Origin of the sequence: Stella humosa (assembly GCF_006738645.1) — a bacterium.
In the GTDB taxonomy this organism is placed as follows: domain Bacteria; phylum Pseudomonadota; class Alphaproteobacteria; order ATCC43930; family Allostellaceae; genus Allostella; species Allostella humosa.
The window spans coordinates 88924-115142 of the sequence record NZ_AP019700.1; the positions used below are offsets into that span (position 1 = coordinate 88924).

General features: G+C 71.9%; 24 protein-coding genes and 1 tRNA gene. 13 read left to right on the plus strand and 12 right to left on the minus strand.

The features are described 5' to 3' along the window. Positions 1-3: 3 nt before the first annotated feature. Both STVA_RS00430 and STVA_RS00435 read right to left on the minus strand, forming a co-directional pair. Positions 4-663: a histidine phosphatase family protein gene (locus STVA_RS00430; RefSeq protein WP_123690058.1), complete on the minus strand. Its 660-nt coding sequence runs from the start codon at positions 661-663 to the stop codon at positions 4-6. Positions 664-679: 16 nt separating this feature from the next. Further along, complete coding sequence (locus tag STVA_RS00435) at positions 680-871, minus strand: hypothetical protein (protein ID WP_123690057.1); 192 nt, start codon at positions 869-871, stop codon at positions 680-682. Positions 872-1188: 317 nt separating this feature from the next. Here STVA_RS00435 and STVA_RS00440 point away from each other — a divergent pair, with 317 nt between their 5' ends. Next, a complete protein-coding gene (locus STVA_RS00440) occupies positions 1189-2274 on the plus strand; it encodes an aspartate-semialdehyde dehydrogenase (RefSeq protein WP_123690056.1) in 1086 nt (361 codons plus the stop codon). Between the two features lie 19 nt (positions 2275-2293). Here the strand turns inward: STVA_RS00440 and STVA_RS00445 are convergent, their stop codons facing one another. After that, positions 2294-3724 (minus strand): amidase, encoded by a 1431-nt coding sequence (locus STVA_RS00445; RefSeq protein ID WP_123690055.1) that lies wholly within the window; start codon positions 3722-3724, stop codon positions 2294-2296. A gap of 138 nt (positions 3725-3862) precedes the next feature. Here STVA_RS00445 and STVA_RS00450 point away from each other — a divergent pair, with 138 nt between their 5' ends. After that, the gene (locus STVA_RS00450) at positions 3863-4531 is read left to right on the plus strand and encodes a glutathione S-transferase family protein (protein WP_123690054.1); all 669 of its coding nucleotides are present in this window, start codon (positions 3863-3865) and stop codon (positions 4529-4531) included. A 24-nt stretch (positions 4532-4555) separates the two neighbouring features. Here the strand turns inward: STVA_RS00450 and STVA_RS00455 are convergent, their stop codons facing one another. Next, positions 4556-5407, minus strand: coding sequence for a tetratricopeptide repeat protein (locus tag STVA_RS00455; RefSeq protein ID WP_142235603.1), 852 nt, complete (start codon positions 5405-5407; stop codon positions 4556-4558). A gap of 114 nt (positions 5408-5521) precedes the next feature. Here STVA_RS00455 and STVA_RS00460 point away from each other — a divergent pair, with 114 nt between their 5' ends. Next, entirely contained in the window at positions 5522-6424 is a 903-nt protein-coding gene (locus tag STVA_RS00460) for an SDR family oxidoreductase (RefSeq protein ID WP_123690052.1), read from the plus strand. Here the strand turns inward: STVA_RS00460 and STVA_RS00465 are convergent. Then, complete coding sequence (locus tag STVA_RS00465; RefSeq protein WP_123690051.1) at positions 6361-7191, minus strand: alpha/beta fold hydrolase; 831 nt, start codon at positions 7189-7191, stop codon at positions 6361-6363. The two genes, STVA_RS00460 and STVA_RS00465, sit on opposite strands and share 64 nt — an antisense overlap. Positions 7192-7238: 47 nt before the next feature. On the opposite strand from STVA_RS00465, the gene STVA_RS00470 reads away from it, so the two are divergent. The 7 genes from STVA_RS00470 to pheT all read left to right on the plus strand — a co-directional run bounded on the left by STVA_RS00470 (position 7239) and on the right by pheT (position 14469). After that, the gene (locus STVA_RS00470; RefSeq protein WP_123691265.1) at positions 7239-8438 is read left to right on the plus strand and encodes a glycosyltransferase family 4 protein; all 1200 of its coding nucleotides are present in this window, start codon (positions 7239-7241) and stop codon (positions 8436-8438) included. Further along, positions 8435-9379 carry a glycosyltransferase family 9 protein gene (locus STVA_RS00475; protein ID WP_338069542.1) on the plus strand — a complete coding sequence of 315 codons (945 nt, stop codon included), beginning with the start codon at positions 8435-8437 and terminating at the stop codon, positions 9377-9379. The genes STVA_RS00470 and STVA_RS00475 overlap by 4 nt, the downstream gene beginning before the upstream one ends. A gap of 38 nt (positions 9380-9417) precedes the next feature. Beyond that, positions 9418-10008 (plus strand): translation initiation factor IF-3, encoded by a 591-nt coding sequence (infC, locus tag STVA_RS00480; protein WP_123690049.1) that lies wholly within the window; start codon positions 9418-9420, stop codon positions 10006-10008. A gap of 169 nt (positions 10009-10177) precedes the next feature. Next, complete coding sequence (gene rpmI / locus STVA_RS00485; RefSeq protein WP_123690048.1) at positions 10178-10381, plus strand: 50S ribosomal protein L35; 204 nt, start codon at positions 10178-10180, stop codon at positions 10379-10381. A gap of 6 nt (positions 10382-10387) precedes the next feature. Then, positions 10388-10768, plus strand: coding sequence for a 50S ribosomal protein L20 (gene rplT / locus STVA_RS00490; RefSeq protein ID WP_123690047.1), 381 nt, complete (start codon positions 10388-10390; stop codon positions 10766-10768). Between the two features lie 225 nt (positions 10769-10993). Beyond that, the gene (gene pheS, locus STVA_RS00495) at positions 10994-12070 is read left to right on the plus strand and encodes a phenylalanine--tRNA ligase subunit alpha (RefSeq protein WP_123690046.1); all 1077 of its coding nucleotides are present in this window, start codon (positions 10994-10996) and stop codon (positions 12068-12070) included. Further along, positions 12067-14469 (plus strand): phenylalanine--tRNA ligase subunit beta, encoded by a 2403-nt coding sequence (pheT, locus tag STVA_RS00500; RefSeq protein ID WP_123690045.1) that lies wholly within the window; start codon positions 12067-12069, stop codon positions 14467-14469. Before pheS ends, pheT begins: the two co-directional genes overlap by 4 nt. Positions 14470-14481: 12 nt before the next feature. Here the strand turns inward: pheT and STVA_RS00505 are convergent, their stop codons facing one another. The 4 genes from STVA_RS00505 to STVA_RS00520 all read right to left on the minus strand — a co-directional run bounded on the left by STVA_RS00505 (position 14482) and on the right by STVA_RS00520 (position 21017). Beyond that, positions 14482-16290, minus strand: coding sequence for an acetate--CoA ligase family protein (locus STVA_RS00505; RefSeq protein WP_123690044.1), 1809 nt, complete (start codon positions 16288-16290; stop codon positions 14482-14484). Positions 16291-16306: 16 nt separating this feature from the next. Further along, the gene (locus STVA_RS00510) at positions 16307-18130 is read right to left on the minus strand and encodes an acetate--CoA ligase family protein (protein ID WP_123690043.1); all 1824 of its coding nucleotides are present in this window, start codon (positions 18128-18130) and stop codon (positions 16307-16309) included. A 66-nt stretch (positions 18131-18196) separates the two neighbouring features. Next, on the minus strand, positions 18197-19774 hold the full coding sequence (gene serA / locus STVA_RS00515; protein WP_123690042.1) for a phosphoglycerate dehydrogenase: 1578 nt from the start codon (positions 19772-19774) through the stop codon (positions 18197-18199). An 82-nt stretch (positions 19775-19856) separates the two neighbouring features. Continuing rightward, positions 19857-21017 carry a phosphoserine transaminase gene (locus tag STVA_RS00520; RefSeq protein ID WP_123690041.1) on the minus strand — a complete coding sequence of 387 codons (1161 nt, stop codon included), beginning with the start codon at positions 21015-21017 and terminating at the stop codon, positions 19857-19859. 176 nt (positions 21018-21193) lie between these two features. On the opposite strand from STVA_RS00520, the gene STVA_RS00525 reads away from it, so the two are divergent. Both STVA_RS00525 and STVA_RS00530 read left to right on the plus strand, forming a co-directional pair. Then, on the plus strand, positions 21194-21385 hold the full coding sequence (locus STVA_RS00525; RefSeq protein WP_142235604.1) for a glycine zipper domain-containing protein: 192 nt from the start codon (positions 21194-21196) through the stop codon (positions 21383-21385). Between the two features lie 71 nt (positions 21386-21456). Next, positions 21457-21531, plus strand: a tRNA-Thr gene (locus STVA_RS00530). Between the two features lie 27 nt (positions 21532-21558). Here STVA_RS00530 and STVA_RS00535 read toward each other — a convergent pair. Then, the gene (locus STVA_RS00535; protein ID WP_123690040.1) at positions 21559-22626 is read right to left on the minus strand and encodes a threonine aldolase family protein; all 1068 of its coding nucleotides are present in this window, start codon (positions 22624-22626) and stop codon (positions 21559-21561) included. Between the two features lie 111 nt (positions 22627-22737). Further along, positions 22738-23688 (minus strand): hypothetical protein, encoded by a 951-nt coding sequence (locus tag STVA_RS27485; RefSeq protein ID WP_170216479.1) that lies wholly within the window; start codon positions 23686-23688, stop codon positions 22738-22740. A gap of 205 nt (positions 23689-23893) precedes the next feature. On the opposite strand from STVA_RS27485, the gene STVA_RS00545 reads away from it, so the two are divergent. Beyond that, a complete protein-coding gene (locus STVA_RS00545; RefSeq protein ID WP_123690038.1) occupies positions 23894-25429 on the plus strand; it encodes a M81 family metallopeptidase in 1536 nt (511 codons plus the stop codon). Positions 25430-25454: 25 nt separating this feature from the next. Here the strand turns inward: STVA_RS00545 and STVA_RS00550 are convergent, their stop codons facing one another. Beyond that, positions 25455-26102 carry a glutathione S-transferase family protein gene (locus STVA_RS00550; RefSeq protein WP_123690037.1) on the minus strand — a complete coding sequence of 216 codons (648 nt, stop codon included), beginning with the start codon at positions 26100-26102 and terminating at the stop codon, positions 25455-25457. Between the last annotated feature and the right edge of the window lie 117 nt (positions 26103-26219).

Genomic DNA, 26219 nt, shown 5'->3' on the forward strand with positions numbered 1-26219 from the left:
CGCTCAGCAGCCGTGGAAGCCGCCTCCGGCAACGGGGGCGGCGGCCAGGATGCCCAGGATGCGTGGGCCGTCGCTTGCCGGCTCGATCACCAGGGCCGCACCCTCGGGCAGAGCGTCGCCGCCGACGGCGGGCCCCAGCACCATGATCGCCGGCGTGCGGTGGCCTACCAGCACCCGGTTGGCACCGGCCGGCGGGGCTTCCGCCAGCAACCGGCGATGGCCGGCCAGCACCTGGTCGAGCTTCCCGCCGGCATAGTCGTCGGCCAGCAGGTCGTCCGTCACCTGGACATGGTCGTCGCCGAAGGCGATCTCGGCCGTGTCGCGCGCCCGGAACACCGGCCCGGCCAGGATGGGCCGCGCCAGCGGCACCGCGAGGTCGCGCAGCACGGTGCCGATGCGCCGCGCCTGCTCCTGCCCGCGGGTGGAGATGTTGCGCTGGCCGTCGCGGTCGCCGATGCGGAAGCTGCGGTCGCACGGCATGCCGATCGTATCGGCGTGGCGGAAGAACAGGACGAGCCCACCCGCCCGCAGGCGCGCCACCAGGGCGTCCCCCTCCGGCGTGCCGACCACGGCGGCGCGCAGGCCGGCGGCCCCGGCCGGGGCCGCCGGCATCGTGGCAAGCATCAATGCGGCCAGCAGCAGCCGGCGCAGGGCCGCCCTCACGGCCGGCAGCGGATGCTCAGGCGTTGGCCGTCGTCACCGACTGGGCGAATTCCTCGACCGCGTGCTCGTGCCCCTCGGGATCGATGACCCGCACGTTGCGGAAGCTGGCGGCTTCCAGCTCGCGGGCCTTCTTCAGGGCGGCCACGGCGTTGGTGCGTTCCAGGCCGATGGCGCCCGTCGCGTCGGCGGCGGAGATGCGATAGGTCATGGGCTCCTCCTGTTGTTGTTCAGGGATATTAGGGGTGTCTTGCGGGGGACGCACAAGGGGCCGCCGCTGTGCCGGCCAAGGAATCCGCGTTGACAGCCGGCATATCCGCTTCCTATTTTCCCGCCCGCATGTTCATCCGGACCCTCAAGCGCACCGCCACTACCAAGAAGCCCGCCGCGGGGCGGCTTCGGTTGCGCGTGCGCTGACGGACGGCACATAGCGAAAAACCGAAGGGCCCCGCCGGACTGGTGGGGCCCTTCGGTGTTTCGGGGCCCTTCCTCCGCCGGTGCCATGCCCGAACGAGAGGATCGAGGAGCATGAGTCCGGACCAGCATTTCGCCGCGGCGGCAGACCTTTCCGCCCATACCCGGCTTCCCGCCAGCCCCAGGCTTCCCGCGAACCCCGCCGTTGCCATCGTCGGCGCCACCGGCGCGGTCGGCGTCGAGCTGCTCGCCTGCCTGGAGGATCGCGGCTTTCCCTTGTCCAGCCTGCGCCTGCTGGCCTCGCCGCGCTCGGCCGGCAAGACGGCCGTCTTCCGCGACCGGACGCTGGCGATCGAGGCGCTGGGCGAGAACAGCTTCGCCGGCATCGACCTGGCCCTGTTCTCGGCCGGCAGCGGCATCTCGCGCCAGTACGCGCCGATCGCGGCCGCCGCGGGCGCGGTCGTCGTCGACAATTCCTCGGCCTTCCGCATGGACGACGCCGTGCCGCTGGTGGTGCCGGAGGTGAACCAGGCGGCATCCGAAGGCCATCGCGGCATCATCGCCAACCCCAACTGCGTGGCGATCATCGCCGCCGTGCCGCTGTGGCCGCTGCACCGGCTGAGCCCGATCGCGCGCGTGATCGCTTCCACCTACCAGGCGGCCTCTGGCGCTGGGGCGGCCGCCATGGAGGAGCTGCGCGCCTCGACCGCGGCCTATCTGGAGGGGCGCCACTACGCCAACACCGTGCTGGCCCACCCCTATGCCTTCAACCTCTTCAGCCACGACACGGCGGTCGACCCGGCCACCGGCAGCAATGGCGAGGAGGCCAAGGTGATGCAGGAACTGCGCAAGATCATGGCGCTGCCGGACCTGCGCGTCGGCATCACCTGCGTGCGCGTGCCCGTCCTGCGCGCCCACTCGATCGCCATGACGGTGGAGTTCGAACGCCCGGTCGGCCTGGACGAGGTCCGCGCTGCCCTGTCGGCCGCCCCCGGCGTGCGCTTGGTGGACGACGTCGCCGGCAACCACTTCCCGATGCCGCGCGAGGCATCCGGCCAGGGCGATGTGCTGGTGGGCCGCATCCGCCACGACGCGAGCGACCCATCGGGCCGCTCGGTCATGCTGTTCGTGGCGGGCGACCAGTTGCTGAAGGGGGCGGCGCTGAACGCCGTCCAGATCGCCGAGCGCCTGCTGCCGTAGGCGCCGCGGCGGCCGCCGGTCAGGAGATCGGCGGCCGCCGCTTGTCCCAGGGGCGGGCGAGCTCGAGCTGGGCCGCCAGCCGCAGCAGCGTCGCCTCGTCGCCGAAGCGGCCGACGAAATGGATGCCGATCGGCAGCCCCTCGTCGTTCCAGGCGAGCGGCAGCGAGATGGCGGGCAGGCCGGCCGCGTTCTCCACCGGGGTGAAGGGGATGTAGGCGCGCAGGTTCGCGCGGTAGCGATCCTGGTCCATGTCCATCATGTCGATCTCGCCCAGGCGCACCGGCGGCTTGGCCAGGGTCGGCGTCAGCATGACGTCGTAGCGCTCCATGAAGTTGCCCAGGCGCCGCCCGAGCGCGTGGATGATGATGATGGCGCGGGCATAGTCGGCCCCCGTCACCTTGGTCCGCCCCATCTCGGCGAAGGCCCAGGTGGCGCGCTCCAGCTCGTCGGGCCGGGCGGCGCGGCCGAGCGAGGCCTCGCGGAAATTGATCGTGGTGGCGACGTTGGAGGCGATGATGGTGGCGAACGCCTCCCACAGGGCGTCGTGGTCGATCGGCGGGTCGGCCTCCTCCACGACATGGCCCATCTCGGCGCAGAGCTTCGCCGCGTCGTGCAACGCCTTCATGCAGTCGGGATGGATGGTGACGTCGGCCGGCACCGTGGTCGACAGCGCGATGCGCAGCCGGCCGGGTGCGGCCCCCACCTCCGACAGGAACGGCCGCGCCTTGGGCGGGCAGGCATAGGGGTCGCCCACCGCCGGCCCCTCGACCGCGTCGAGGGCGGCTGCCGTGTCGCGGACGCTGCGGCTGACGACCAGGCCGGCCGACAGGCCGTTCCAGCCCTCGCCGACGTCGGGCCCCATCGGGCAGCGTGCGCGAGTCGGCTTCAGCCCGACCAGGCCGCAGGCCGAGGCCGGGATGCGGATGGAGCCGCCGCCGTCGGTCGCATGCGCGATCGGTACCATGCGGGCGGCGACCGCCGCCGCCCCGCCGCCGCTCGACCCGCCAGCCGAGCGCTCAATGTTCCAGGGATTCCGAGTCGGCCCGAAGCGGGTGGGCTCGGTCGTCGGCACCAGGCCGAATTCGGGCGAGTTGCTGCGCCCCAGCACCGCCAGCCCGGAACTGCGCAGGCGGGTGACGATCTCGGAATTGTGGTCGGCCAGGAAGCCGTCATAGAGCCGGCTGCCGTTGCCGCTCGGCTCGCCGGCATCCAGCGCGTAGAGGTCCTTCAGCAGGAAGGGGACGCCGTGGAACGGCCCCTGCGGCAGGCCCAGCCGGGCCTCGCGCCGGGCCCGGTCGAACTGGCGGTGGGACACGGCGTTCAGCTTGGGGTCGATCGCCTCGATGCGGGCGATCGCCGCTTCCATCACCTCGGCCACCGACACCTTGCCGTCGCGGATCAACGCCGCCAGGCCGAGCGCGTCGTACTGGTCGTATTCCTTGAACGCCATCGCTTGCCACTCCCATCGTCTGCGGGCCGCAGGCTAGCATGGCGGCGGCCCGGCCAGACCACCCCCAACGCCGGACGGCCGGGCATTTCGTCAGCGCGCCTTTGATTGCCGGCCGGCTTTGACTAGGATCGCCGCACGATGCGGATGCTTCATCATTTCTGGCTTTCGGCCCCCTCGCGCAAGGTGCGGATCGCGCTGCGCGAGAAGGACATTCCTTTCGAGACCACGCTGGAGAAGCCGTGGGAGCAGCGGCCCGAGCTGTTGGCGCTCAACCCGTCCGGCGAGGTGCCGGTGCTGGTCGAGCCGCAGGGCTTCGCCCTGGCCGATGGCCAGGCCATCTGCGAGTTCCTGGAGGAGGTCTATCCGCAACGCCCGCTGATGCCGCGCGAGGTACGGGCGCGGGCGGAGGTGCGGCGCCTGATCGGCTGGTTCGACGGCAAGTTCGCGCGCGAGGTCACCGACACGCTGGTCGGCGAGAAGATGATCAAGCGCATGACCCGGCGCGACACGCCGAACTCGGCCCTGATCCGGCTCGGCCTGTCGTCGATCCGCCACCACCTGGCTTATATCGGCGAGCTGGCCGAGCGGCGGCGCTGGCTGGGTGGCGACGAATTCTCGCTGGCCGACATCACGGCAGCCGCCCACCTGTCGGCGGTGGACTATCTGGGCGACGTGCCGTGGAGCGAGTGCGAGCCCGCCAAGGACTGGTATGCGCGCATCAAGTCGCGGCCGAGCTTCCGCCCCATCCTGGCCGACCATCTGCCGGGCGCGCCGCCGCCGCCGCACTACGCCGACCTGGATTTCTGACCGTCCCCTCGCGGGGGGACTCGGTCAGCGCCTGGCCGGCTGCTGGCCGGTGCCCGGCTCCACCTTCACGTCGAGCTTCTCCAGGTTGGCGCGGGCGGCGTCGCCGGCCGGCCCGTCCGGGGCCAGCCGCAGCACCTGGATCCAGTCGGCCCGCGCCTGGGTGGCGTCGTTGCGCAGGCGGCGGATGATGCCGCGCTCCAGCAGCGCGTCGACCGACCGCGGGTCGAGTGTGAGCGCCCGGGCCAGATCCTCCTCCGCCAGCTCCAGGCTGCCGACCCAGCGATAGGCCGTGGCCCGCAGCACCAGCGGGTCGGCGCGGCGCGGCGCCAGCTCGATCGCCCGATTGAGGTCGTCGATCGCCTCCCAGTAGTTTCTGGCCGATCCCAGCACGACGCCGCGGTCGATCCACAGGTCGGCGTCGTCGGGCGCGATCTTCACCGCCTGGGTCAGCACCGCGTGGGCGCGCTCGGGCATGCGCGCCGCCAGCCAGGCCTGGGCCGCCTGCGACAGCAGCTCGACCCGGACGCGGATCGCATCGCCCTGGCCCGTCGTGCCCAGCCGCTCCAGCCGGATCGCGGCCTCCGCCGGCTGGCCCAGCGTCAGCAGGGCGACGGCCGCGCAATGGCGCGCTTGCAGCCCGCCGCCGCGGCCCTCCCACGCCGTTGCCGCCTCGAACGCCTCGGTCCCCTGGGTGCGGGCCTGGCGCATGCAGCGCGTGTATTCCTCGTTGTTGGCCTGCTGCGCGGGCGGCGCGGGGGCGGCGGCCGGCGGCGGCTGGCGGCTCGCGGCCGGACGCTGGCCCTGGGCCAACGACGGCGTTGCGGTCAGAAGCAGCGCCAGCGCCGCCAGGGCGAGTCGGGTCGGGGTGGTCACCATGCGGCGCACACTGGCGCTGCCGCCGGCCGAAGACAAGTTACGGCCCCGATAGCCGGCGCCCTGCCAGCCGGTGATGCCGCATGCCTGCCGCATTCGGCGCATAGGAAGCGGGACATGGATCCATCCTCTCCGAGACTGTTCTGCTTCGGTCTGGGCTATGTCGGCTTGGCCGTCGCCCGCGACCGCCTGGCGGCGGGCTGGCGGGTCGCCGGTACCGCGCGCGATCCGGGTCGGCTGGCGCGGGCGGCGGCCGCGGGCATCGAAGTCCACCGCTTTGCCGGCGATGCGCCGCTCGACCCCGCCGTGCTGGCCGGCACCACGCACCTTATATCGACTGCCGCCCCCGACGGCGCCCGCGACCCGGTCCTGGCCGCCCTGGCACCGGCCATCCGCGCGCTGCCGGGCCTGCAATGGGTCGGCTACCTGTCCTCGACCGGCGTCTATGGCGACCGCGGCGGCGGCTGGGTGGACGAGGACGTGGCGCCGCAGCCCAGCGGCCCGCGCGGCCGCCATCGTCTGCAGGCCGAGGAGGCGTGGCGCGACCTCTGGCGCCATCATGGAAGCCCGGTCCATGTCTTCCGCCTGGCCGGCATCTACGGCCCCGGCCGCAGCGCCATCGACCAGATGCGCGCCGGGGCAGCCCGGCGCATCGTCAAGCCGGGCCAGTTCTTCTCGCGCATCCATCGCGACGACATCGTGGCCGTGCTGCGCGCGTCGATGGCCGCCCCCCGGCCAGGGTCGGTCTACAATCTGGCCGACGACCTGCCGGCCGCACCCGACGAGGTGGTGGCCTATGCCGCCGGCCTGCTGGGTGTCGACCCGCCGCCGGCTGAGCCCTATGCCGAGGCGGAGGCGACGATGTCGCCGATGGCGCGCTCCTTCTATGCCGACAACCGCCGCATCTCGAACCGGCGCATCCGGCAGGACCTCGGGGTGGCGCTTGCCTACCCGACCTATCGCGAAGGGCTGTCGGCGATCGCGGCGACACTGCCCGCACCCGGCCCGTCCGGCGGCTGACCGGCCTCGGCCAGCTCGGCCGCGGCCTGGTCGGCCAGGGCTGTCACCGTGTCGACCAGGCGGGCCAGGTCGGGCGGGCGCGACAGGCGGTGGTCGCCCTCCTTCACCAGGGTCAGGGCGGCGTCGGTCGCGTCGATATGCTCCAGCAGCCGCTGCGACACCTGCCAGGGCACGTCGCGGTCCTGCAACCCGTGGATCAGCCGCAACGGGCAGGCGATCGGCAGCGTGTCGCGCAGCACCAGGTGGCGGCGGCCCTCCTCGATCAGGCGCAGCGTGATGGGGTAGGGCTCGTCGCCATATTCACTGGGCTCGTTCCACACGCCGTCGCGCAGTAGCGTGCGCCGGACCGGCTCGGGGAACTCGTTCCACATCAGGTCTTCGGTGAAGTCCGGCGCGGCCGCCAGCCCCACTAGGCCGGCCACCCGCCCGGGCCGGGCGAGCGCCGCCAGCAGCATCAGCCAGCCGCCCATGCTGGACCCGACCAGGATCTGCGGGCCGCTGGTCAGGCGATCGAGCGCCAGGATCGCGTCGTCGGCCCAGGCGCCAATGGTGCCGTCGACGAAGCGGCCGGACGACTGGCCGTGGCCGCGATAGTCGAAGCGCAGGAAGGGTCGGCCGGCGGCGCGGCATGCCGCCTCCAGCGCGGTCGCCTTGGTCCCGGTCATGTCGGACATGAAGCCGCCCAGGAACACCACGCCCGGCCCGGTGCCGGCCGTGCGGACATAGGCGATCCGCTCGCCCATCTGTTCGATGAAGCCTTCGTCCATCGCCTGGGGTAATCTCGCGAGTCGTGGAAACCTCGATCAACCATAACATGGAGCCTCGGCTCGGCACCGGGCTGGCATCGCCGTCCGCGCCGCGGACCGTCCTGCAACTGCTGCCGGCCCTGCATGTGGGCGGCGTCGAGCGCGGCACCGTCGATGTCGCACTGGCCCTGCGCGCCGCCGGCTGGCGGGCGGTGGTGGCATCCGCCGGCGGCCCGCTGGTGGCGGAGCTGGAGCGCGCGGGCGCGGTGCACGTCACCCTGCCGCTCGACAGCAAGAACCCGCTCACCATCCGCGCCAACTCCCGCCGCCTGGTGGAGGTGATCGACCGCTACGACATCGACATCGTCCATGCGCGCAGCCGGGCGCCGGCCTGGGCCGGGTGGCTGGCCGCGCGCGCCGCCGGCCGGCATTTCGTCACGACGTTTCACGGCACGCACAGCCACGGCAACTGGGCCAAGCGGCGCTACAACGCCATCATGGGCCGGGGCGAGCGCGTCATCGCCATCTCGCAATTCATCGCCGAGCATGCCTATGGCGTCTACGGCGTGCCGCCCGAGCGCATCCGCATCATTCCGCGCGGCATCGACTTCCGCCGCTTCGATCCCCATGCGGTCAGCGGCGAGCGGGTGATCCAGGTGGCCAGCCAGTGGCGCCTGCCGGACGGCGTGCCGGTGATCATGCTGCCCGCCCGCTTCAGCCGCTGGAAGGGCCATGAGGTGCTGATCGACGCCATCGCCCGGCTCGGCGACCGCGAGCTGATGTGCGTCCTGGTCGGCGCCACCCAAGGGCGCGACGCCTATCGCACCGAGCTGGAGGCGCTGATCGTCGCCAAGGGGCTGGGTGGGCGCATCCAGATGGTGCCCGACTGCCGCGACATGCCGGCGGCCTATATGCTGGCCGACGTCGTGGTCGCCCCCTCGACCGAGCCGGAGGCATTCGGCCGGGTGCCGGTGGAGGCGCAGGCGATGGGCCGCCCGGTGATCGCGACCGACCATGGCGGCGCGCGCGAGACCGTGATCTCGGGCGAGACCGGGCTGCTGGTCCCCCCTGGCGATGCGGCTGCCCTGGCGTCCGCCATCGCCGACGCGCTCGACCTGCGCATGGAAGAACGCCGGCTGCTGGGCGAGCATGCGATCGCCCATGTCCGGGCCAATTTCGATCTCGGCCGGATGTGCGCCGAGACGCTGGCGGTCTATGCGGAGATCCTGGGCATCGGCGACGCCAGACAGCACAGCATCGCTGCGTGACCGCGGCCGGGGCGGCAGCCCCTGTTCTCGTCATGAAGCATGGCGCGCTGGGCGACCTGGTCCAGGCGACCGGGCCGATGCAGGCCATCCGCCACCATCATCCGGGTGCCCGCATCACCCTGCTGACGACCCGGCCGTTCGCCGACTTCATGGCCGGCTGTCCCTGGATCGACGCCGTCTGGGTCGACGACCGGCCGCCGGCCTGGAACCTGCCGGCGGTGCTGCGGCTCGGCCGGCGGCTGCGCGGCGGCGGGTTCGGGCGGGTCTACGACCTGCAGACGTCGGGCCGGTCCAGCCGCTACCTGCGCTTCTTCGGCCGGCCGCGGCCGGAATGGTCCGGCATCGCGGCCGGTGCTTCGCACCCCCATGCCAACCCCGATCGAGACCGCATGCACACGCTGGATCGCCAGCGCGAGCAGTTGGCGATGGCGGGCATCGCCCGGGTGCCGCCGCCTAGCCTCGACTGGGTGGCCGACGGCCCGCTGCCGCCGGGCGTGCCCGACCGGCCGTTCGTCCTGCTGGTGCCGGGCGGCTCGGCCCATCGGCCCGAGAAGAGATGGCCGATCGACCGATTCGCCGGGCTTGCCGCGGAGTTGGCCGCGGCGGGCATCGCGCCGGTCGTGGTCGGCGGTGGCGGCGAGCGACCGCTGGCGGCGGCCATCCGCGCCGCTGCCCCGGATGCCGTGGACCTGACCGGGGCGACCGGCCTGGCCGACCTCGTGCGGCTCGGGCGACGGGCGCAGGCGGTCGTCGGCAACGACACCGGGCCGGTCCATCTGCTGGCCGTGGCCGGCGCGCCGACGGTGGTTCTCTTCTCGGCCGCGTCGGACCCGGCCCTGTGCCAGCCGCGCGGGGCGGCCGTCCGCGTACTGCGTGAATCGGCCCTGGCCGACCTCGGAGTCGGGTCCGTCGCCGCGGCCCTGGCGGCGCTCGCGCCATAGACCCCTTGCAAGGCTGACCGTCATCGTTAGATTGAGGCATGCGGCGGGCGCCAAAGGCCGGCCTGCATTGCCATGACCACAGGAGACGATTCATAGCCAGACCCCCATTCGAGCCGACGCCGTCCCGCGACGGGCCGCGCGTCAACAACGAAATCCGCGTGCCGCGCGTGCGCCTGGTCGATGAGCGCGGTGAGATGGTCGGCGTCGTGACCACGCCCGAAGCCATCACCATGGCGGAAGAGGCAGGGCTCGACCTCGTGGAAGTGGCGCCGAACGCCGATCCACCCGTCTGCAAGATCCTCGACTTCGGCAAGTTCAAGTACGAAGAACAAAAGAAGAAGAACGAGGCGCGCAAAAAGCAGAAGATCATCGAGGTCAAGGAAATCAAGCTTCGTCCTGGCATCGACGATCACGACTACGACGTGAAGATGCGCAGCATGCAGAAGTTCATCGAGGAAGGCGACAAGGTGAAGGTCACCTTGCGGTTCCGTGGGCGCGAAATGGCGCACCAGGATCTGGGCCTCCAGGTGCTGATCCGCGTGCGCGACGACCTGGATGAAGTGGCCAAGGTCGAGCAGATGCCGCGCCTGGAAGGCCGGCAGATGGTCATGGTGATGTCGCCCAAGTGACGGTGCGAAGGGCGCCCACGGCCGCACCCGGCCGCGTGGCTGCCCTTGCCATCCTGGCGCGGCGTCGCTATAAGCCCCGCTCCCGCCGGCGGCCGGGCTGGTGCGCACATTCGCGCGCACAAACGGGCATGCCTTCGCTGCGGCGCGTGACCAATCGAGAAGGACCGAAATGCCCAAGATGAAGACGAAGAGCGGGGCGAAGAAACGCTTCCGCACGACCGGCACCGGCAAGCTGGTGGCCAACGTGGCGCACAAGCGCCATCGCCTGGTCAGCAAGCCGCAGAAGATGAAGCGCAAGGCGCGCGGCACCATGATCCTCGCCGACGGCGATGCGCGTCAGGTGCTGAAGTACATGCCTTACGCACGGGGGTAATCGAATATGGCCCGCGTAAAGAGGGGCGTGACCGCACACGCCCGGCACAAGAAGGTTCTCGACATGGCCACGGGTTACCGTGGTCGCGCGAAGTCGAGCTTCCGTATCGCCATCGAGAAGGTCGAGAAGGGGCTGCAATATGCCTATCGCGACCGCCGCAACAAGAAGCGCGATTTCCGCGGTCTGTGGATCCAGCGCATCAATGCCGGCGCGCGCGAATACGGCATGACCTATTCGCAGTTCATGAACGGCATCAAGAAGGCTGGGATCGAGGTCGACCGCAAGGTGCTGGCCGATCTGGCCGCGCGCGAGCCGACCGCCTTCAAGGCGCTGGCCGACCAGGCCCAGGCGGCCCTCGACCAGGCCGCCCAGGCCCAGGCTGCCTGAAGCCGAGCTGGGGCAGGAAGATGATGGGCGCACGGGGTCGATTTACGGGCATGTTCTGAGCCCCGCGGTCGACCTCGCGGGCCCGGCGGATGGCGTTCATCCCCGGGCCAGCCAGCACCAAGGGGCCGGAAACGGCCCCTTTTTCTTTGGCTGGGTTTTGTCTTTGGCATGGGTTTCCGGGGATTTGCGACGACGCTCCCCGGTGGATGATGGGAAAGGCCGGCGATGACCGATCTGGAGCCGCTGCGCGACCGCCTGATGCAGGCCGTCGCCGATGCGGGAGACCTCGACCAGCTGGAGGCGGTGCGCCTGGCCGCCCTCGGCCGCAAGGGCGAGATCACCGAGCGTATGAAGACGCTGGGCGGGCTGGCGCCGGACGAGCGGCGGACCGCGGGCCAGCAGTTCAACGCGCTGAAGGACGAGGTGGCCGCCGTCCTGGAGACGCGCCGCGAGGTGCTGCAGGCCGAGGCGCTGGGCCGCCGCCTGGCGGCCGACCGCATCGACGTCACCCTGTCGCCGCGGCCCGAGTCCGAGGGGCGCATCCACCCGATCAGCCAGACCATCGACGAGCTGACCGCGATCTTCGCCGACATGGGCTTCTCGGTCGCCGAGGGACCGCATATCGAGGAGGATTTCTACAACTTCACCGCCCTCAACATCCCGCCCGAGCATCCGGCCCGGCAGGAGCACGACACCTTCTACCTGCCCCCGCGCGAGGACGGCACGCGGCTGGTGCTGCGCACCCACACCTCGCCGGTGCAGATCCGCACCATGATGCGGGACAAGCCGCCGATCCGGATCATCGTGCCCGGCCGCACCTTCCGCTGCGACGACGACGCCACCCACTCGCCGATGTTCCACCAAGTCGAGGGACTGGTGGTCGACCGCGCCAGCCACATGGGCCACCTGAAGGGCTGCCTGATCGAGTTCTGCCGCGCCTTCTTCGACATCGACGACCTGCCGGTGCGGTTCCGCCCCAGCTATTTCCCCTTCACGGAGCCCTCGGCCGAGGTCGATATCGGCTGCTCGCGCGAGGGCGGCCAGCTCAAAATCGGCCACGGCGCCGACTGGCTGGAGATCCTGGGCTGCGGCATGATCCACCCGAAGGTGCTGGCCAATGCCGGCGTCGACCCGACCGAGTACCAGGGCTTCGCCTTCGGCATGGGGATCGAGCGCATCGCGATGCTGAAGTACGGCATCCCCGACCTGCGCACCTTCTATGAATCCGACCTGCGCTGGCTGCGTCACTACGGCTTCGTGCCGCTCGACGTGCCGACGCTCTCCGCGGGGCTGTCGCGATGAAGATCACCCTGTCCTGGCTGCGCGACCATCTGGAAACCGACGCCGACCTCGCCACCGTGTCGGCCCGCCTCACCATGCTGGGGCACGAGGTGGACGGCATCGACGATCCGGCCGCCCGCCTGGCGCCCTTCACGGTCGGCTATGTCGTCTCGGCCGTGCAGCATCCCAACGCCGACCGCCTGCGCGTCTGCGTCGTCGATACCGGCACCGACCAGGTGCAGGTGGTCTGCGGGGCGCCCAACGCCCGCACCGGCATGAAGGGCGTCTTCGCCCGCGCCGGCACGGTCATCCCCCGCACGGGCGTGCTGCTGAAGGCCGGCCAGATCCGCGGCGAGGCCTCCAACGGCATGCTCTGCTCGGCCTATGAGATGGGGCTGTCGGACGATCATGACGGCATCATCGACCTGCCGGAGGACGCCCCGGTCGGGCAGCCCTTCGCGCCGGTGATGGGCCTGGACGACCCGGTCCTCGACATCAAGATCACGCCCAACCGGGCCGACTGCCTGGGCATCCGCGGCCTGGCCCGCGACCTGGCCGCGGCCGGCGTCGGCCGGCTGAAGCCGCGCCCGCCGGTGACGGTGCCGGGCAGCTTCGCCAGCCCGATCGGCGTGCGCTTCGACCTGGCGGCCGACGACGCGGCGGCCTGCCCGCTCTATGCCGGGCGCTACATCCGCGGTGTGCGCAATGGCCCGAGCCCGGCCTGGCTGCAGAAGCGGCTGCTGGCGGTGGGCCTGCGGCCGATCTCGGTGCTGGTCGACATCACCAACTTCTTCACGCTGGACATCGCGCGGCCGCTGCATGTGTTCGATGCCGACCGGGTGACGGGTGACATCCTCGTCCGTCGCTGCCAGCCGGGCGAGTCGCTGCACGCGCTGAATGGCAAGATCTACGAGCTGGACGGCGAGATGACGGCGATCGCCGACGGCAGCGGCGTCGTCGGGCTGGGCGGCGTGATCGGCGGCGAGACCACCGGCTGCACCGAGGGCACGGTCAACGTCTTCGTCGAGTCGGCCCTGTTCGATCCGGTGCGCACGGCGGCGACCGGCCGCAAGCTCGGCCTGCAGACCGATGCGCGCTACCGCTTCGAGCGCGGCGTCGACCCGGCCTCGGCGGTGACCGGGATCGAGGCGGCGACGCGCATGATCATCGAGCTCTGCGGCGGCGAGGCGAGCCAGGTCGTCGTCACCGGCCGCGAGCCCGACCATCGCCGCCGCATCCGGCTGCACGACGCGCGCGTCGCCACGCTGGGCGGCCTGGCCGTCGCCCCCGACGAGTCCCGCCGCATCCTCGAGGTGCTGGGGGCCAAGGTCGAGCGCACGGCCGATGCCATGGATGTCGAGGTGCCGTCCTGGCGCGCCGACATCGAGGGCGAGGCCGACCTCGTCGAGGAGGTGCTGCGCGTCCATGGCTACGACGCCATCCCGGTTGTGCCGCTGCCGCGCGAGCATGCGGTGACGCGGCCGGCCCTCTCGCCGGCCCAGCGCCGGGTCGGCCATGCGCGCCGCCAGCTTGCCGCCCGCGGGCTGGTGGAGGCGGTCACCTTCTCGTTCATGCCAGGGCCGGATGCCGCCCGCTTCGGGGCGGTGAAGGACGCGCTCCGCCTGGTCAACCCGATCAGCGCCGACCTCGACGTGATGCGGCCGTCGATCCTGCCGAACCTGATCGCGGCCGCCGGCCGCAACGCCGACCGCGGCTTCGCTGACGGCGCGCTCTTCGAGATCGGCCCGCAATATGCCGACGACACCCCGGCGGGGCAGTCGCTGGTGGCGGCCGGCATCCGCTCGGGCGAGGCCGTGCCGCGCCACTGGACGGGCCCCGCGCGCGCGGTCGACGCCTATGACGCCAAGGCTGACGCCCTGGCGGCGCTGGCCGCGCTCGGCGTGCCGGTCGACAACCTGCAGACGACGACCGATGCGCCGGCCTGGTACCATCCCGGCCGCTCCGGCGTGCTGCGGCTCGGCACCATGGCGATGGCGCAGTTCGGGGAGCTGCACCCGGCCGTCCTCCAGGCCATGTCGGTGAAGGGGCCGCTGGTCGGCTTCGAGGTGATGGTCGATGCCGTGCCACTGGCGCGCAGCAAGGGTGGCCATGCCCGCCCGGCGCTGTCGCTGTCGGCCTTCCAGCCGGTGACGCGCGACTTCGCCTTCCTGGTCGATGGCGGCGTCGCAGCCGAGGCGGTGACCCGCGCGGTCAAGGCGGCCGAGCGCAAGCTGCTGGCCGGCGTGCGGGTGTTCGACGTCTATCGCGGCCCGGGCGTGCCCGAGGGCCGCAAGTCGATCGCGGTCGAGGTCACGTTGCAGCCGGTGACGGCGACCCTGACCGAGGAGGAGATCGACGCCATCGCCGCCCGCATCGTGGCCCAGGTCGCTAAGTCGACCGGCGGCACGCTGCGGACGTAGCCGCGGGCGGCGTCAGCGCCGGTCCAACCGCGCGATCGCGGCCAGGACCGGCGCCGTCGTCCCGTCTCCGGCCGGCAGCACCTCGACCCGGTCGGCGTGGCGCCGGACCAGGTCGGGGACGGCGCCGGCGGCGTCGGCCGGCAGGAAGGCATGGTCGATGCGGGCAAGGCCCAGGCCGCGTTCGGCGATGCGTTCGGCGGTGGTCCAATGGAGCGCCACCCGGGCGGTCGGGTCCTCGACGATGCGGTCGTGCGCGGCCGCCAGCGACGGCGGTTCGCCGCCGATGCGGATGCCGCCCAGAAAGATGCCCTCCGGCCCGGCATAGCCCACCCCCGGCACCTGGGCCAGGGCGGCTGCGGCCGCGTCCCCGGTCGCCAGCACCAGCACCGTCGGCAACCGGCTCGCGGCCGGTTCCGGGAAGACGGCGCGCAGGAGCTGGGCTGCCAGCCGATTGGCCTCTATGTCGGTGATGCTCGGCCGGGCGTTGGCCTCCAGGATGGCGAACTTCTGCTCGCGCCACGGCCGCTCGACGGCCTCGGCCCGGAAGTCGAGCGCCGTGATCGGCATGTCCAGCACGGTCGCGATCCGCTCGAAGAGCTGGATGTTGTCGGGGTGCGTGTCGGCGGTCACCTCGACCGGATACCCGCCGCGCGACCGCATGGGGGTGGTGCGCACCTCCACCCGCTCGCCGCGGGCCGGCACGGTCTCAAGCGAGCGGCCGGCGCGGCCCAGCGTCCAGAGCATCTCGCCGTCCACGGTCAGTGGATAGCCCGCCGGGAAGTTCGCCCGACCGGCCGCCAGGTCGGCATTGTGCCGCTCGATCAGCCAGGCGATCGCATGCGTCCCGTCCCCCACCACGTAGGGGCGGTTGCGGCGCATCACGATGGCGATGCGGCCGCCGATGACCGTGGCGCGGAAATCCGGCGTGTCGAGATAGGGCTCGATCATCGCCAAATTGCCGGCTTCCATCGCCTTGGCGAAGGCGGCCGGCACTTCGGCGGCGTCGGCGACAGCCAGCATGACGCCGCGGGACAGGGAGCCATCGGTCGGCTTGATGACGACGGGAAAGCCGATGCGCTCTGCCGCCAGCACGGCCGCGTCGGCGGTCGTGGCGATCCGGCACGGCAGGACGGGAATGCCGAGCCCGGCCAGGAACCGCTTGGTCAGCAGCTTGTCCGACGACAGCTTCGAGCCCATGGATGGGGCCGTCAGCGGCAGGGAATGGTCGAAGCGCACCTGCCGGGCGCCTTCCCCCAGGACCATGGTGCCGGGATAGAGGTGCGACGGGCGGCAGGCGATGCCGGCGGTCGCCGCCGCTGCGGCGACCACGCGGCTGACCGGGTCGAGGTTGGCGATGGTCGGCTCGGCCTCGGCCGCCTCGCGAAGCTGCGCCATCGCGCCGGCCAGGCGCTCGGCGATCTCGGCAGGGGTCCCGGGCTTGGTGCAGGCGCCGGCGAGCGTCATCGCCAGGGCGGCGGCGCGCCTTGCCAGGGGCTCGGGTGCGTCGAATATGAGGTAGGCCCGCACGATCTGGCTGGCAGCCGGCCGCGGCCGGGCGGCTCGGCGGCCCTGGGCGGCGGCCAAGAGCCTTTCGGTCGTTGCTGCCACCAGGTCCATTCCGTCGACCGGGGCGGCCGCATCCTCGTCGGCCGGCAACTCCAGCAGGCTGCATACCGCCTGCCAGCGCGCAACCCATCCGGGGCCCGCGGCGGCAGTCAGCGTCCCGGGCTCGTCGAAGGCGAGCAGGATCGCCGCATCGGGCCCTTCGATCGACGGGCCGGCGAGGCTGCGGACGGTGGTGACAATGTCGCGCGTGCTCATGTCGCCTCGCTGGCGCTCATGCCCGGTTGAGCATGGCGACTTCCTCCACGACGGCCGCGGCCCGTGCCGCTGCGTCGCCGGCCGGCAGCGGGTGCACCTGGCGCGCATGCGCCCGCACAAGCTCGATGACGCGCGCGGCCGGATGGCCGGACTCGACCTCGGGCAGATAGGCGTGGTCGATGATCGACACACCCAGTCCGGCATGGGTGATGTGGTCGGGCGTCAGCCAGTGGACGGCGACCCCCAGCGTCGGGTCCTGCACCATGCGCTCATGCGCCTCGCCCGCACCGACCGGGACCGTCAGCCCGGCCAGATGCAATCCGTCGGCCGACGCCACGGCGGCCGGCAGCCCGAGGCGGGCGATCTCTGCCCGCAGCCGCTCGGGCGCGTCGCCCGGCTCGGGGTCGAGCACCACGATCGTCGGCAGCCGGACCGTCTCGGCGTCGGGCGCCACGGCCCGCAGGATCACGTCGAAGACCGGGTGTCCCTTGTAGTTCGCCATGTTGGGGCGCGTGTTGATCTCCAGGATGCCGAACCGCTGTTCGTGCCAGGGCCGCTCGATCGCCTCGGCGCGGAAGTCGATGCCGCAGACGGTCAGTCCCACCACCGCCATCAGGCGGCGGAACAGCGCGGCGTTCTCCGGATGCAGGTTGGGCGTGACGTCGACGCGGCTGCCGCCCTGGGTGCGCAGGATCGCATTGGTCCGCAGGATGACGCGGTCGCCCGTCGCCGGCACGGCTGCCAGGGTGAGGCCGACCCGGGCGAGCGTCTGTTCCACATGATCGTCGACCACGACCGGAAACTGCCGCGAGGCATCGTCCTTCTGGTCGGCCAGCGACTCGTTATGCGCGGCAACCAGTTCGGCCACCGTCGAGCGGCCGTCGCCGACGACGAAGGGCGGCACGCGCTCCATCACCATGCCGACCTGGTCGCGCACCATCAGGATGCGGAAGTCGGGCGTGTCGAGGTAGGGCTCGACCATCACGGCCGAGCCCTCGCCCTCGGCGTTGCGGTAGGCCAGCCGCACCTCTTCGGGCGTGCGGATGTCCAGCCACACGCCGCGCCCGCGGGACGCATCGATCGGCTTGATCGCCACCGGATAGCCGATCGACTGGGCGGCGGCCACTGCGTCGTCTGCGTTCTCCACCGTCCGATCGGTCAGGACCGGCAGGCCGAACCCCCACAGGTAGCGCTTGGTGCCCAGCTTGTTGGCGCCCAGGGTGGTGCCGAACTGCGGGGACACGAGCGGCGTGGACCCGTCGAATATGCTCAGGCGGCGGCCTTCTCCCACCACGGCCAAGCCGGGATAGAGGGTCGACCAGCGCCAGGGCAGGCCCAGGCGCGTCGCGGCCTCCACCAGCACGGCGGCCACCTCCCGCACCGGCGGCATGGCCAGGTCGGCCGCGGTGGCGCGCAGCCGCTCCAGATCCTGGCGCAGGCGCGCGACCATGATCGGCTGGGCTTCGGCGTTCTGCGTCAGGTCGACGGTCGCGACCGCGATGCGGGCGGCGGCCAGGGCCAGCGGCCGCGGGATGTCGGGCAGGATGTACTGGCCGGGCGTGCGCGTGGCGCGTGCGCCGCCGCCGGGCTGGCCCATGGCGATGCCGGCCAGGCAGGCGGCCGCGGATGCCGCGGTCAGGCCGGCCGGCATGGCGGCGGCAATCCCGTAGGTGGCCGGATTGACGCCGATCGCCAGCATGACCGAGCGCCAGCGGGTGTGCCACCGGCCCTGCATCGTCGCCTCGTTGGCCAGCCCCTGGAACGTCATCGCGATGACGGTTTCCGCGGCCTCGACGCTGGGGCCATGCAGGTGGCGGACGGTGATCTTGACGTTCGGCATCGCGCGCGGGGCCTCGTTCCCGGCCGGGGCGGCGGATTCCGCCCCCGGCGTCCGTGCCTCTTATAGCTAGAAACGGATCGTTTTCGCCTGCACAACGTGGGGTAGCGAGCGCACGGTCGCCAGCAGGGCCTCGCCGATCGGCTGGTCGACCTGGACCAGGCAGATGGCGTCTTCCCCGGGGGCGGCGCGTCCCAGGTGGAAGCTGGCGATGTTCACGCCGGCATCGCCCAGGGCGCGGCCCAGCGCGCCGATGAAGCCCGGCTGGTCGCGGTTGCGCACGAACAGCATCGGCCCGTCCAGCTCGGCCTCGAACACCATGCCCTGGACCTCGACGACGCGTGGCCGGGTGCCGCTGAAGAGCGAGCCGGCGACCGTCCGCGCCCGCCCGTTGCAGGTGACCGACACGCGCACCAGGGTCTGGTAGTCCGGCGTGTGCGCGCCCGTCACCTCCGTCACCTGCATGTTGCGCTCGCGCGCGATGACGGGGGCCGAGACCATATTGACCGTCTCGAGCAAGGGCGCCAGCAGGCCCGTCAGCATCGCCGCCGTCACCGGCTTGGTGTTGATGCCGGCGGCGTCGCCCTCGAAGCTGATCTCGACCGACTGGATCGGCTCCTCGGTCAGCTGCCCGGCGAAGCTGCCGAGCAACTGGCCCAGCGCCATATAGGGGCGCAGCGTCGCTGCTTCCTCGGCCGACACGGACGGCATGTTGATGGCATTGACGACCGCCCCCGTCAGCAGGAAGTCCGCCATCTGCTCGGCCACCTGCAGGGCGACGTTCTCCTGCGCCTCGCCGGTCGACGCGCCCAGGTGCGGCGTCACGATGACGTCGTCGCGCCCGAAGAGCGGGCTGGCCGTCGCCGGCTCGACCGCGAAGACGTCGATCGCCGCCCCCGCGACCTGGCCCGACTCGAGGCCGGCCAGCAGGGCTTCCTCGTCGATCAGCCCGCCGCGGGCGCAGTTGATGATCTGCACGCCGCGTCGCATCCGGTGGATCGAGGTGGCGTCGATGATGTTGCGGGTGGCCTCCGTCAGCGGCGTGTGCAGGGTGATGAAGTCGGCCCGCGCGAAGAGCGTCTTAAGGTCGACCTTCTCGACGCCCAGGACCCGCGCGCGGTCCTCGGACAGGAACGGGTCGTAGGCCACCACCTTCATGCGCAGGCCCAGCGCGCGGTCGGCGACGATCGAGCCGATGTTGCCGCAGCCGACGACGCCCAGCGTCTTGGCCGTGACCTCCACCCCCATGAAGCGGTTCTTCTCCCACCGGCCGGCTTGCGTCGAGCGGTCGGCGGCGGGGATCTGGCGGGCCAGCGCCAGCATGAGCGCGATGGCGTGCTCGGCCGTGGTGATGGAATTGCCGAAGGGCGTGTTCATCACCACGACGCCGCGGGCGGTGGCCGCCCCCACGTCGATGTTGTCGATGCCGATGCCGGCGCGGCCGACGACCTTCAGCCGGTCGGCGACGGCCAGCACCTCGCGGGTGATCTTGGTCGCCGAGCGGACGGCGACGCCGTCATAGTCGGCGACGATGGCGCGCAGCTCGGCCGGCTTCAGGCCGGTATTCACATCGACCTCGATCCCGCGCTGGCGGAAGATCTCGACGGCGCGCGGGGACAGGGAATCGGCGATCAGCACCTTGGGCATGGTGGTCGTCCGTCTTTCGCAAATCTGGATGGCAGGCGGGATGGAGCCGCCGCCCCGCGACGGGGCGGCGGGGATGCCGGCGTCAGGCCGCCGCCGCGCGGCTCACCTCGGCCCAGGCCCAGTCGAGCCAGGGGCACAGCGCCTCGACGTCGGCCGTCTCGACCGTCGCACCGCACCAGATGCGCAAGCCCGGCGGGGCGGCGCGATGGCTGGCGATGTCGTAGGCCACGCCCGCCTGCTCCAGGCGCCGGGCCAAGTCCTTCACGATCGCCTGCTGGGCGGCGGCCGGCTGGGCTGCGAACCAGGGGTCGACGATGGCGATGCAGGCCGACGTCCAGGACCGCGACGCAGGGTCGGCTGCCAGGAAATCGACCCAGGGGGTGCGCTCGACCCAGGCGGAAAGGGCGGCGAAGTTCGCGCGCGAGCGGGCGATCAGGGCATCCAGCCCGCCCACCGCCTCGGCCCATTTCAGCGAGTCGATGGCATCCTCGACGCACAGCATCGACGGCGTGTTGATCGTCTCGCCCTGGAAGATGCCCTCGTTGATCTTCCCGCCGGGCGTCAGGCGGAAGACCTTGGGCATCGGCCAGGCCGGCTTGTGCTGCTCCAGCCGGGCGACGGCGCGCGGCGACAGGGCCAGCATGCCGTGTGCGGCCTCGCCGCCCAGCGCCTTCTGCCAGGACCAGGTGACGACGTCGAGCTTTTCCCAGGGCAGGTCCATGGCATAGGCGGCCGAGGTGGCGTCGCAAATCACCAGGCCCGCGCGGTCGGCCTTGATCCAGTCGGCATCGGGCATGCGCACGCCCGAGCTGGTGCCGTTCCAGGTCAGGATCACGTCGCGGTCGGTATCGACCTCGGCCAGGTCGGGCAGCCCGCCATAGGGCGCGCGGAAGGCGCGCACGTCGGTCAGGCGCAACTGCTTGATGATGTCGGCTTCCCAGGTCTCGCCGAAATTCTCCCACACCAGCACGTCGACGCCGCGGGGGCCGAGCAGCGACCACAGCGCCATCTCGACGGCGCCCGTGTCGGACGCCGGCACGATGCCGAGCCGCCAGTCGGCCGGCATGCGCAGCACGGCGTGGCTGCGGTCGATCACTTCTTTGAGCTTGGCCTTGCCGGTCCTGGCGCGGTGCGAGCGGCCGAGGAATGCGTCGGAAAGCGCCTGGGGGGTCCAGCCGGGGCGCTTGGCGCACGGGCCGGAGGAAAAGCACGGATTCGCGGGTCGGACTGCGGGCGTCGTCATGTCGAGCCTATCCCTTCCAGAATGGCTGCGCCCCGGTGGGGGGGCGTGTCCCGCCGCGGTGGCTACGCCCGGGAAGGGGGGACAGTCAATGGGGGATTTCTCGGCGACGCTGTGGTCTCGCTCGATTCAGTGCTGACGAAGCTTGCGTCGCACTGTCGGTCGCCGTGGAACTCTCGATGATCCCGTCACGTTTTCCTGGGATGAAGGGCAAGGACACGGCCTCCTCCATGGCGTTCGGCATGGCCTTCGGCGTCGGTATTGGCGCTGTCCTCGGTGCAGCGGTCGACAATGTGGCGATGGGCGTTGCGGTGGGCGTGGCTTTTGGCGCTGCGATCGGCGCTGCCTTCGGGGCCAGAAGCGGCGGATAGCGTCGCCGCTGCGGATCGTCTACGACTTGGATAGGGTGTCGGGCCGTGTCATAACGCGGTTCGAGCGGCCAGCCGGGTTAGCACAGGGGTAGTGCAGCGGTTTTGTAAACCGAAGGTCGCGGGTTCGAATCCTGCACCCGGCACCATCGCCCACCATCCGCCGCACCTGCCCGTCAGGGCAGGGCGGTGACGTTGGCGGCCAGCGGCAGCAGGCGGCGGGTAGCGGCCAGCATTTGGTCGACTTCGGCCTCGGTGCCGTCGTGGCGGCAGACCAGGCGGATCAGCTTGGGCCCGCGGCGCGCGAAGAGGAAGCGCTCGGCCTCCAGGCGGGTGATGACCGCGTCCGGCATCTCGACGAATACCTCGTTGGCCTCCACCGGGACATGCAGCTTCACGCCGGGCAATGCTGCCAGCCCTTCCGACAGGCGGCGGGCCAGGCCGTTGGCGCGGGCGGCCAACTGCAGGTACAGGCCATCCTCGACATAGGCCAGGAGCTGGGCCGAGGCGAAGCGCATCTTCGACCAGACATGGCCCGCCCGGCGCAGCCGGAAGACCAGCTCGTGGGCGATGCCGGGGTCGAAGGCGACGATGGCGTCGCACGACATGCAGCCGTTCTTGGTGGCGCCGAAGGACAATACGTCGACGCCGATCTTCCACGTCATCTCGGCCGGCGTGCAGCCCAGCGTGTCGAGCGCGTTGGCGAAGCGGGCACCGTCCATGTGCATCTTCAGGCGGTTGGCGCGCGCGACCTCGCCGATCGCGGCCAGCTCGTCCAGCCGATAGACGGTGCCGAGGTCGGTCGCCTGGGTGACCGACACGCCCGCCGGCTGCGGCTTGTGCGGCTGGCCGACGCCCGCGTCGGCGATCGCCTTGGCCAGCCGGTCGGCGGTGATGCGGTACTGCGCACCGGGCAGGAGCTGCAGCTTGGCGCCGCCCGACTGGGCCTCGAAGGCCCCGCATTCGGAGGTCTGGATATGGGCCGTCTCGTGGCAGTAGATGCCGCCCCAGGGGCGCGTCATGGCCGATAGCGCGATGGCGTTGGCGGCCGTGCCGGTGGCCACAGGGAAGACCCGGACCTCGGTCTCGAACAGGTCGGACAGCCGGCGGTCGACGGCGCGCGTCGTCTCGTCATTGCCATAGGACGGCGCCGTGCCCCGGTTGGCGGCGACGATCGCCTCCATGATCGACGGGGCCACGGAGGCGGTGTTGTCGCTGCGAAAGTCGACGGGCTGCGTCGTCATCGGCGGTCGCTCCGGATTGCGGAAGGGAATATGGCGGGACGATAGGGCGGCGCCGCGATCGCGGCAACAGGGCAGGGCCGGCGGGCGACGCGGAACGGATCGGACGGAATCTCAGCGCGGCGCCGGCTCGAAGCCTGCATCGGCATCGACGGCAGCATCGGGCAGGCGGGCCGCCGCCGGGTCCAGGCGGCAGCCATGCAGGCCAATGGTGCCGCCCGCGGCCACCTGGCGGACGCGGCCCACCACCACGGTCTCGCGGTCGCGTTCGCGGGCGAAGCGCTGGCGCTCGCGCCGGTCGGCGAAGGTGCAGGCGACGGCAAAGGCCGCACGGCGGCCATTGCGCCATTCATGCAGGCGGCTGCCATCGACCGCCCGGCCCCGCACCGCGATCGGTCCCAGTGCCGCCAGGGTGCGGCGTGCGGCGGCCGTGCGCCCCTGGCCCGGCGGCAGGCCGGCCATGGCCGCCTGCGCCAGTGCCGACAACTGGCCCGGCCCATAGACCTGCCGCGGCCGGTCGGCCGGCGTCGGCGCGCGCTCGGCCGGGGCAGGCGGCGCTTCCGGCCGGGGCCCGGCCAGGTTGCGCAGCACCGCCTCGGCGTCGGCCGTCACATGGGCGATGCGGAAGCGCTGGCCGTCCAGCACCCGCGGCAGGTCCTGGCAGGCCGCCGGGTCACGCTCGATCGCCTCGCTCGCCTGGGACCGCGAGGCATCTTCCAGCCGGGCCCGGCCGATGGCCAGTTCCGGCGCCTTGGCCTGGACGGCCGTCATCGCGGCCTCGAACCCGTCGACGCCGTTGGCCTGCCGCCAGCGGCGGTGGGCATCCGCGCGGGCCGGCTGGCCGCCCGGGTCGCGCCCGTCGCAGGCGGATACCAGGCCGCGCGCCAGGCCGATCGGCACCAGGACATCGGCGATCGCCTGCGAGGCGGCCGTGATCGGGTCGGCCTCCTGGGCCGCCGTCCGGCCGGGCGCGACCACCGAAAGCAGCATGAGGGCGGCCGCCAGCCGTACTGCTGCCAGTCGTGCTGCCGCCAGCCGTGCTGCCGTCAGCCTGGGACCGGGCATGTCTGTCTGGCCTGGTGTCATCCTGTGCCGTGTCATCCTGTGCCCTGGCGTCGTCCCTAGCTCCGGGCCCTGTGAAAACCCGACTTTCGTGCTCTTCGTTCCGGCCCGCGCCCTGGCAAGCCTGTTCGCCGCCGCGGGCGGTCTGTAGATTTCACGGGACCTTACAACGTCCCCGCCGGAAATCCCCGCCCGAAGGAGCCTTCTAATGCCTGCCGCGCCGCGCGTCGCCATCGGCGGCTTCATGCTCGAATCGAACTGCCACGCCCCGGTCGCGACCGAGGCGGAGTTCCGCGCCTCCACCTATGCCGAGGGCGACGATATCCTGGTCGACCTGGCGCGGCCCGCGCCGCGCATGCCGGCCACGCTGGGCGGCTTCTGGCGCGCCATGAACGACGGCGATCCCTGGGTTCCGGTGCCCCTCGTCATGACCTCGGCCGGGGCCAGCGGCTCGGTCGAGCAGGGCTTCTTCGACCGCGTCGTCGACCAGATGTGCCAGCGGCTACAGGCCGCCCTGCCGGTCGACGCCGTCTTCCTGTCGCAACATGGCGCGGCGATCGCCACCGTCGAGCCCGACCCCGATGGCGTGGTGTTCGAGCGCATCCGCGCCGTCGTCGGCCCCGACGTGCCGATCGTGGCGACGCTCGACCTGCACGCCAACCTCAGCCGACGCATGGTGTCCGAGCCCGACGCGCTCGTGGTCTATCGCCGCAACCCCCATGTCGACATGGCCGAGCGGGGGGCCGACTGCGCGGCCATCCTGCGCCGCATGCTGGGCGGCATGCGCACGGCCAAGGCCTACGCCAAGCTGCCCCTGATTCCGCCCTCGGTGACCCAGAACACGAGCGAGGGGCCCTATGCCGACATCATCCGCTATGCCGAGGGGCTGATCGGCGGCGACATCGTCAACGTCTCGGTTGCGTCGGGCTTCACGTCCGGCGACACGCCCAAGGCCGGCATGTCGGTGATCGTCACCACTGCCGGCGACCCCGATCTGGCCGACCGCGTGGCCCGCGACGTGGCGACCCGCGCCTGGGCCGATCGCGCGCGCTACGTCCCGCGCCTGACCTCCCTGGAGGATGCCGTGGCCCGGGCCCTGGCGGTTGGCCGCGACCCGTCCCTGCCGCCGCTCCTCTTCGCCGACGTGGCCGACAACCCGGGTGGCGGCGGGCGCGGCAACACCATGTGGATCCTGGAAGCCTTTCACCGCGCCGGGGTCGAGGGTTGCACCGTCGGCATCGTCAACGATCCCGAACTGGCGGCCGAGGCCCATGCGCTGGGCGTCGGCGCCCGCTTCGAGGCGCGCTTCAACCGGTCGGAGACGCAGGATTTCTCCAAGCCCTTCGCCGCCGCGGCCGAGGTGATGGCGCTGGCGGACGGCACCGTCGTCGGGCGGCACGGCATGCTGGTGGGCCGCACCCAGCAGCTCGGCCCCAGCGCCCGCCTGCGCCTGGGCGGCATCGACGTGGTCGTGGTCTCGCTGCGCAACCAGCTTCTCGACCCGGCCCAGATCGAGCAGGTCGGCGTCGACCTGAAGACGGTCCGCTCGCTCGTGGTGAAGAGCCGCGGGCATTTCCGCGCGGGATTCGACGAGCAGTTCGACCATGACCGCATCATCGAGGTGGATGTGCCGGGGTTGACGACGCCGGTGCTGGCCAAGGCCGGGCTCGTCAACGTGCCGCGGCCGATCTTCCCCCTCGACAGCGAGGTCGGCTGGGCGCCGCCCAAGAGCTTCGTCGTCTGACCGGGAGGCTGCCGGCGGGAGGGGATCAGTCCCCTTCCCAGCCGGCGGCGAAGGGAAAGCGGCGCTTCCAGAAATCGGCCAGGCGCGGATCGGCGTCGACGCGGCGGACGACCTGGGCCATGGCGGGGGCGGCGGCATAGAAGCGCTGCCGCCACGGCCCGAACCGCGACACCACGGCGACATAGAGGTCGAGCACGGTCAGTCGTTCCCCCAACAGGTAGCGGCCGGGATTGATCTGGCCGTCCATGATGGCCCAGCATTCGGCGATCCGGTCATGCACCGCATCGACGACCCGGACATGGAGGTCGGGCGGTGCGCCGATGCGGGCCGGGTCGGGCTTGATCCAGTGCAGGGCATAGATGGCGGTCGCGACATAGGTCATCCAGCGCAGGAACTGCCCGCGCCGGGCGTCGGCCGGGGCGGGCGCCAGGCCGGCATCCGGGTGGCTGTCCGCCAGCCAGACGAGGATGGCCGCGCTCTCGGTCATGACGTCGCCGGACGGCAGGATGAGCGTCGGCACCTGGCGCATCGGGTTGGTGGTGCCGACCCGCTGGCGGGCCTCCTCGTCGATCCAGGTGGCGCCCTCGACCAGCCGGTAGCGGATGCCGAGCAGCGTCATCGCCGCCTCGACCGCGACCGAGCCGGACGCCGCCGCGCCATAGAGGGTGATCATCGCCGCTCCAATCCGCCTGTGCCCGACATTGCGCCCGGCGAAGCCTAGCCGTTCGCGTGCGAAGACGGAACGGGGCGGGTATAGAGGGGTTTCCTGCCCCGCCTGCCGCGGGGCGGC